The sequence below is a fragment of the Brevibacterium sp. VCM10 genome, assembly GCF_000583215.1.
Taxonomy (GTDB): Bacteria; Actinomycetota; Actinomycetes; order Actinomycetales; family Brevibacteriaceae; genus Brevibacterium; species Brevibacterium linens.
In genome coordinates, this window is record NZ_JAJB01000012.1 from 48,248 (window position 1) to 55,735 (window position 7,488).

6 protein-coding genes are annotated in these 7,488 nt (G+C 66.2%); 3 read left to right on the forward strand and 3 right to left on the reverse strand.

What is annotated here, in order from left to right:
• Positions 1-180 precede the first annotated feature (180 nt).
• Together AD89_RS0103000 and AD89_RS0103005 are read right to left on the reverse strand one after the other, a co-directional pair.
• Positions 181-1,764 carry an FMN-binding glutamate synthase family protein gene (locus tag AD89_RS0103000; RefSeq protein ID WP_035319740.1) on the reverse strand — a complete coding sequence of 528 codons (1,584 nt, stop codon included), beginning with the start codon at positions 1,762-1,764 and terminating at the stop codon, positions 181-183.
• A 123-nt stretch (positions 1,765-1,887) separates the two neighbouring features.
• Positions 1,888-2,328, reverse strand: a complete 441-nt coding sequence (locus AD89_RS0103005; protein ID WP_197021707.1) for a TM2 domain-containing protein — start codon at positions 2,326-2,328, stop codon at positions 1,888-1,890.
• Positions 2,329-2,562: 234 nt separating this feature from the next.
• Between AD89_RS0103005 and AD89_RS0103010 the strand changes: the two genes are divergently transcribed.
• Together AD89_RS0103010 and AD89_RS0103015 are read left to right on the forward strand one after the other, a co-directional pair.
• A complete protein-coding gene (locus AD89_RS0103010; RefSeq protein WP_025777124.1) occupies positions 2,563-3,954 on the forward strand; it encodes an MFS transporter in 1,392 nt (463 codons plus the stop codon).
• A gap of 107 nt (positions 3,955-4,061) precedes the next feature.
• Positions 4,062-4,982 (forward strand): enoyl-CoA hydratase-related protein, encoded by a 921-nt coding sequence (locus AD89_RS0103015; protein WP_025777125.1) that lies wholly within the window; start codon positions 4,062-4,064, stop codon positions 4,980-4,982.
• Positions 4,983-5,065: 83 nt separating this feature from the next.
• Here the strand turns inward: AD89_RS0103015 and AD89_RS0103020 are convergent, their stop codons facing one another.
• Positions 5,066-5,767, reverse strand: a complete 702-nt coding sequence (locus AD89_RS0103020) for an NUDIX hydrolase (RefSeq protein WP_081770316.1) — start codon at positions 5,765-5,767, stop codon at positions 5,066-5,068.
• Between the two features lie 189 nt (positions 5,768-5,956).
• Between AD89_RS0103020 and cls the strand changes: the two genes are divergently transcribed.
• Complete coding sequence (cls, locus tag AD89_RS0103025) at positions 5,957-7,453, forward strand: cardiolipin synthase (RefSeq protein ID WP_025777127.1); 1,497 nt, start codon at positions 5,957-5,959, stop codon at positions 7,451-7,453.
• The last annotated feature ends 35 nt before the right edge of the window (positions 7,454-7,488 follow it).

The window sequence follows — 7,488 nt, forward strand, 5'->3', positions numbered from 1 at the left end:
GAGTTCCTTTCGGAGGATCGGCGAAGTCGACAAGGCGCTTGGAACCGAATGGTCGAGGGCAATCGGTCGGAATCGAATGGTCGAGGGCAAGCGGCCGGAGCCGAGCGACCGACCGTGCGGCCGCAGCCGAATGGTCAGGTCAGCGTCAAGCGGCCGGGGCCGAGTGACCGCCTCGGCGGATCAGCGGCTGTGTCCGCGGGGGATCGCGAACGTGTCGGCGCGGGCCGTGGACCAGTCGTCGGCCCACTCCGAGGGGGTGTCGTCGAGGAGTTCGCCGGGCTTCAGCCAGTCGTAGAGGCGGGCATAGGACCAGGACTCGGAGGCCGAGACATTGCGACGCAGCATCGTCGGTTCGAGCTCATCCGGTGCGGCCGCACCCATCGACGCCATGAGCCGGACTGCCTCGGCGACGACTCCGTCGTGATAGTTGCGCACACGTTCGGCCTTGGTGGGCACGTCGATGGCGCGCGCTCGCCGCGGATCCTGAGTGGCGACGCCGACGGGGCATTTGCCTGTGTGGCAGGCCTGAGCCTGAATGCAGCCGACGGCCATCATCATCGCGCGGGCCGAGTTCGTGAAGTCCGCGCCCTGGATGAGGCGTTTGACGATATCGGTGCCGGTGGCGATCTTGCCCGAGGCGCCGACCTTGATCTTCTTCCGCAGTCCCGCGCCGACGAGCGCGTTGTGCACGATCATCAGCCCCTGGGTCAGCGGCAGACCGACATTGTCCTCGAACTCCAGCGGTGCCGCACCGGTGCCGCCTTCGGAGCCGTCGACGATGATGAAGTCCGGCAGGATGTTCGTCTCCACCATGGCCTTGACGATCGAGAGGAACTCCGTGCGCGAACCGATGCACAGCTTGAAGCCGGCAGGTTTGCCGCCGGAGAGCTCACGCATCTGCCGGATGAACTCGAGCAGCTCGATCGGGGTCGAGAACACCGTGTGTCCGGGCGGGCTGATGCACGTCTGGCCGACGGGGATGCCGCGGATCTCCGCGATCTCCTCGGTCACCTTGGCCCCGGGCAGCACACCGCCGATGCCCGGCTTCGCTCCCTGAGAGAGTTTGAGCGAGACCATCTTCACCTGGGGGTCCCGAGCCTTCTCGGCGAAGACCTCGGGGGAGAACTGTCCTTCCGGGGTGCGGGCGCCGAAGTATCCGGTGCCGAGTTCCCAGATGAGGTCGCCGCCGTGCTCACGGTGATACGGCGAGATCGATCCCTCACCGGTGTCGTGGGCGAATCCGCCCAGTGCCGCTCCTTTGTTCAGGGCACGGATGGCGTTGTTGCTCAGCGAACCGAAGCTCATTGCGGAGACGTTGAGCAGCGAGATGTCGTAGGGCTGAGTGCAGTCGTCACCGCCGATGCGCACTCGCGGCGGACGGGGCGGATTGGGGATCGGCATATTCGAGTGCATGAGCGACTCGTAGCCGGCACGGTCGACATCGCGCTGGGTGCCGAACGCGTGCTCGGAGTGGGTGCCCTTGGCCCGTTCGTAGATGGTGGTGCGAGTGTCGCGGCTGAATGGGCGACCGTCCCAGTTGCGTTCGATGAAGTACTGCTGGATCTCCGGCCGGATCGACTCCAGCAGGAATCGGGCGTGCCCGGCGATCGGATAGTTGCGCAGGATCGAGTGCTTCTTCTGCGTGAGATCCCATGCGGCGAGTGCGCCGAACCCGAGCGCCGAGGCGGCCGCCGCCGCCCCCGCGATCTGTTTGCCTACCGAGTCACCGGTGACCATCCTGACAATGGGGAATTGCCGTTTCATTGTGCCTCCTTGAACTGTTCTGACTTCGAGCCTAGACCCGGGAGACGCAGATTTCAGGAAAGGCAGACCTGAGACGGTTGTGAACAGTCGGCGAAGCGCATCGGAACAGGCGTGGGAAATGCGTCAGAACAGGGAGCTCAGCAGCGCCGTGACCAGCTCGTCGACCTGCATCGAATAGGCGACGATGAGGGTGAAGCCGGTGGCGATCCACGCGATCTCCTTGTCCTGAGCGTAGCCGCGCAGCGGAGCTCTCCCACAGCGCAGACCGCCGGCCAGAACGATGCCGAGATCGATGATCCACCAGATCCCCAACCCGCCGAGGCTGAGCAGCTTGAGCGCGCCCGTGAGGTACCGGCCGGTGTAGAACCGGTCAAGACCGAGGACGCCGAAGAGCATCGACAGCAGCCAGGTGATGACGAAGGAGCGGTTGCCGGGAACGGCCGTGCGCCGACCGTCGGTCGGCGCGAGCGATTCCAGGGACGAGGTGGGGACGCCGGGGGAGGGCGCGGCAGGGCGGTTTGCGGGGTCTGCGCTGAGTGCGGGAATCTCGTTGGTCGCCGTCATCGCTGGCACGTCCATTCACTGCTCGTCGAACTTCTGGTTTCAGCCTATGAAACGTCGGGCCGCCTCGGCGATGGGGTTATCCTCCACATCCGCAGCGCCGTCGAATCCGCGGCGCCATGCGATCGTGCGGCACCAGCAGCGGGCGCTCACAGGCACCCGCGGTGTCCGGACTCACACGGTCCGGGACTCGGAATCGTTTGAGCGGGTGCTTCTCGGAGGCATAGCGTTGGACTCATGAGCACAGGTGAGCCGAGTCCGACGAGCACTCGGCGAACCGTCGCGGCAGTTTTCCTCGCGGGAATCGCCGTCTTCCTCGTCCTCTACGAGACTCAAGGGCTGCTGCCGGCGATCCGAGACGCCTACGGAATCGACGGTCCGACGGCGAGCCTGACCGTGTCCGCGACGAATGTGGCCATGGCCTGCTTCCTCATCCCGTTCTCGATGCTCGCCCCGCGCATCGGCCACGCTCGCCAGATCGGTGCGGGAGTGATCGTTGCGGCGATCCTCGCGCTCGTCCTTCCCTTCACCCCGACCCCGGGGCTGCTCATCGCCGTCCGGTTCCTCCAGGGACTGGCGATCGCCTCGGTGCCGGCCACGGCCATGGCCTATCTGTCCCTGCGCCTGCCGCCGGCCGCGCTGCCCGGAGCGATCGGGGTCTACATCGCCGGCAACACGATCGGCGGACTGTGCTCGAGGCTGCTCACCGGGCTGGCCTCGGAGCTCCTCGGCTGGCACGGCGGACTCGCATTCACCGCGATCGTGTCGCTGGCCTTCGGCCTCATCGTCGTCTGGCTGCTGCGCCACGACCTCTTCTCCACCGCCCGCAGCCGCGCCGTCCTCGACACGGACGATTCCGGTCCGCCCGATGCGGATCCCACCTTCACCGAGGCGGCCGACCCCGACGCTGTCACCGCAGGTGACGGCAGTGCCAGCAATGCTCTCGTCGACGGTGATGGCGTCCCGGCCGCCACCGATGAGTCCGCCGACGACGCTTCCCTCTCTGCCGGCACCGCCGCCGACGACGGTGGGACCGGGAGTGCACGGCCGCCTCGGCGAGCGATTCCGCTGCGCGGGGGACTGTGGCGGATCTACCTCACCGGGTTCCTGTGCATGATCGTCTTCGGCGGCTCGTTCACGATGCTCGGCACCCGCCTGCAGCAGGATCCGTGGCACCTGAGCGAGGGCGCGGTCGGCCTGTTCTTCCTCATCTACCTCGTCGGCACCGTCGTCACCACGTACTACGGCCGCCTGGCCACGCAGTACCCGCGCACTCGGATCACCGTGGCGGGAATGGTCATCGCGCTCGCCGGCGCGGGGCTGACTCTCGTCGATTCGCTCGTGGTGATCATCATCGGCATGTCGCTGCTCACCGCCGGATTCTTCCTCGGCCATACGGGTGCTTCCGCGGCGGCGAGTGCCGCCCGGCCGGGAGTCGACTCGACCCGATCCGCGGCCATCTATCTCACCGTCTACTACCTGGGCACGAGTCTCGGCGCTTGGCTGTCTGCAGTCCTCTTCTCGGACTTCGCCTGGCCCGGGGTCGTCGGCATGTGTGCGGCGTCGCTGATCGCCGTGTTGGTCTTGACGTTGACGGCAGCTCCGATAGGGTTCAAGAAACGCAGCTGATCGCTCGTTCAGCGTCGCCGGGGCCGGCACCGCGGGGCCTGCGGTCGCGGCGTGTTCCTGATCCGCCGGTGGCTTCCGTGCCGGCATCGTCGTCGAAAGGCCCCTCCATGTCCGAGACCACCAACTCGACCGTCGTCTATGCGATCACCGACGGCGTCGCCCACGTCGAGATCGACCGTGCGAACACACTCAATTCGCTCACCCGCGAGGTCTTCGAAGACCTCGTCGAGGCGGGGCTGGCGCTGAAGGGTTCGAGCGAGGTCAAGGCCGTGGTCCTGTCCGGTCGCGGTCGTGCCTTCAGCGCCGGCCTCGACTTCACCGAGCTCGCCCGGATCGCCGAGGCGGGAGCCGCGACCCGCTCATCCGCTGAGGAAGCGGCCGCCGGGGAAGCTGCCGCCGGGGAAGCTGCCGCCGGGGAAGCGGCCGCCGAGGGCGGGGAGGGCGGGGAGTCGGACTCCGTGGCCACCGCCGTCGATCTCGGGCAGCGACTCGGCTCGGCCCGGGCGCTGGCACAGAAGGCCGTGCATGTGTGGTCGCTCGTCGAGGTTCCGGTCATCGCGGCGGTACGCGGACCGGCACTCGGAGGCGGACTGCAGATCGCCCTGGGCGCGGACATGCGCGTGGCCGGACCCGATGCGAAGCTCTCCCTCATGGAACTCAACTGGGGCATCATCCCCGATATGTGCGGCACGCAGCTGCTGCCGCGCCTCGTCGGACCGGCTCAGGCGAAGAAGCTCATCGTCACCGCCGACACGATCGGTGCCGAGGAAGCTCTGCGCATCGGCCTCGTCGACGAGGTCGTCGAGGATCCCATGGCCCGGGCGCTCGAGCTGGCCGGGCAGATCGCCGCCCGGTCTCGGTCGGCGCTGGTGTGGGCGAAGCGTCTCGTCGACCTGTCATATGACTCCGACCTCAGCACCGGACTCGATGCCGAACAGGAAGCACTGGCCGAACTGCTGGGCACCGACGAGCAGAAGCAGGTCGTTGCCGCTCGCCTGGCCGCGATGAAGGCTCGCGCCAAGGCCTGAAGTCGGGTACTCCCGCGTCCTGCTGCGACCAGCGGGATGCTGGGCTCAGACGCGGGCAGCAGGACTCGGGCGAAGAGCCGAACTCAAGAACCGCGGTTGGAGGGGAACTCCGGGCGGACGGGGTCGATGATCCTCTCGGCGGCAACCACCTCGGCGACGGTGGAGAACCCCGCGAGCTCACGCAGCAGCACGAACGTCGGACGCATGAGCTTCAGCCGTCCGGCCCCCTCATCGGCGAGGATCCCGGTCACGGAACGCCACTCGCTCGTGTGTGCCTCCGTCGTCTGATGCTGGGCGGCGGCGAGTTCGGGAGCCGCGATCGTATAGAAATACGTGTCGAAGCGCTTGGGTCGACCAACCGGAGTCACCCAGTTCGCCCACGGTCTGAGTCCGGCCGGGTCGAGGACCGCGCCCGTCTCCTCTTCGACCTCGCGCACAGCGGTGGCGAGCAGTACACGCCACCCCTCGGCATCCTTGGCGATGGTCGATGCCGACCATGCGGAGGTGTGCACCTGCGGATCGGGGACGGTGATGGTCGGTGCGATCGTGTGATCGATGGGGTCGACGCGACCGCCGGGGAAGACGACGACGCCGGCGGCGAAATCCATCGTCGACACCCGGTGCTGGACGAACACCTCGAGTCCTTCGTCCCCGTCGCGGAGCATGAGCACGCTGACGGCGGGCTTGATCGGGACCGCCTCGGCGTCGGCGATATCGGGTCCGCGGCTCGCGCTGTCGGCGGTATCCGAACGGTCGGAACCCTCGGGGTTGATGTCTCGAATCACGTTCAGCACCTTCGCTCTCAGCAATTGATGTCACCGTCCAGTATGCCCGGGAACGGTCAGACGGCCGACGGCGGGGTGGGCCGGATGGGCCCGGGACGGGCAGGATACGATGGGGGACAATCTGACATCCTCCAGCGGAGGCCGAATACCTCAGCTGTGACGAACAGGGCGGAGCTGAACGGGCACTATATGAGCAGTTTCGGGATCTATCCGTTCTTCACCATCGACCAGGCGTGGCCGAACTGGCTGATCATCATCCTGCTGTTGATCGACCTGATCATCCGCATCATCGCGCTCGGCTGGATTCCGCACAACCGCAGGCCGTCGGTCGCGCTCGGCTGGCTGCTCGCGATCTTCCTCATCCCCTATGTGGGCATCGCGGCGTTCCTGCTGCTGGGTTCGGCGAAGCTGCCGAAGCGGCGGCGGGACAAACAGTCGAAGATGAACGATCTCTTCCGTGATCAGACCCGCTACCAGGCGATCGTCGGGCGCAGCGACCATATGCCCGAGCCGCTGCGCACCGCGGCGCAGCTCAACTTCGACCTCGGTGCCCTGCCGATGACGCACGGCAACTCCTTCGACCTCCATGTCGACAACCATGCCTGCATGGAGGCGATGGCCGACGCCGTCGACCGCGCGCAGCGGTTCGTCCACTTCGAGTTCTACATCGTCGCCATCGATGACACGACGAGGCGGTTGCTCGAATCGCTGGTGGACGCGCACCGGCGCGGCGTGAACGTGCGGATCCTGATCGACCATGTGGGGTCGCTGGGCTACCCGGGATATTCGGAGCTGGTGAAGAAGCTCGACGGCTCGGGCGTCAGCTGGCGCCGGGCCCTGCCGATCCGACCGTGGAAGGGCGAATACCAGAGGCCCGACCTGCGCAATCACCGCAAGATCCTCGTCGTCGACGGCAAGGTCGCGTTCACCGGTTCGCAGAACATCATCGACCGCACGTACAACAAGGCCCGCAACCGTCGGAAGGGCTTCCAGTGGAAGGACTTGTCGGTGGAATGCCGGGGGCCGGTCGTCGAAGAGCTCGATGCCGTGTTCATCGCAGACTGGTATTCGGAGACCGATGAGATCCTCGACGAACCCGACAGCTTCGAACTCGAGGCCCCCGAGTTCGGTGGCATCCAGGCTCAGATCGTGCCGTCGGGTCCGGGGTTCGAAGACGAGAACAATCTGCGCCTGTTCAACCACCTCATCTACAACGCGAATCACCGGGTCGTCGTCTGCTCACCGTATTTCGTGCCCGACGAATCGCTGCTGCACGCGCTGACGACGGAGGCCAGATCCGGGGTCGATGTGCGCCTGTACGTCGGTGAGACGAGCGACCATTGGCTGACCCACAAGGCGCAGCAGTCCTATTATGACGAGCTGGTGCGGGCCGGGGTGCGGATCTTCATGTACCACGCTCCGACGGTGCTGCACTCGAAGTTCCTCATCATCGACGACGACGTTTCGATCATCGGTTCGTCAAATATGGACGAACGGTCATTCGCGATGAACCTCGAGGTGACCCTCTTCATCGTCAACAAGGAATTCACCCGGCGCATGTATGACCTCGAAGCCGAACGCTACGCGCCGAATTCGGTCGAACTCAATGCCGAGGAATGGGAGGCGCGGCCGATGCTGAAGAAGTATGTGGAGAACGTGGCCCGCCTGACGAGCTCACTGCTGTAGACGCCGGAATCCGCGAACAGCACAGAAAAAGGTGA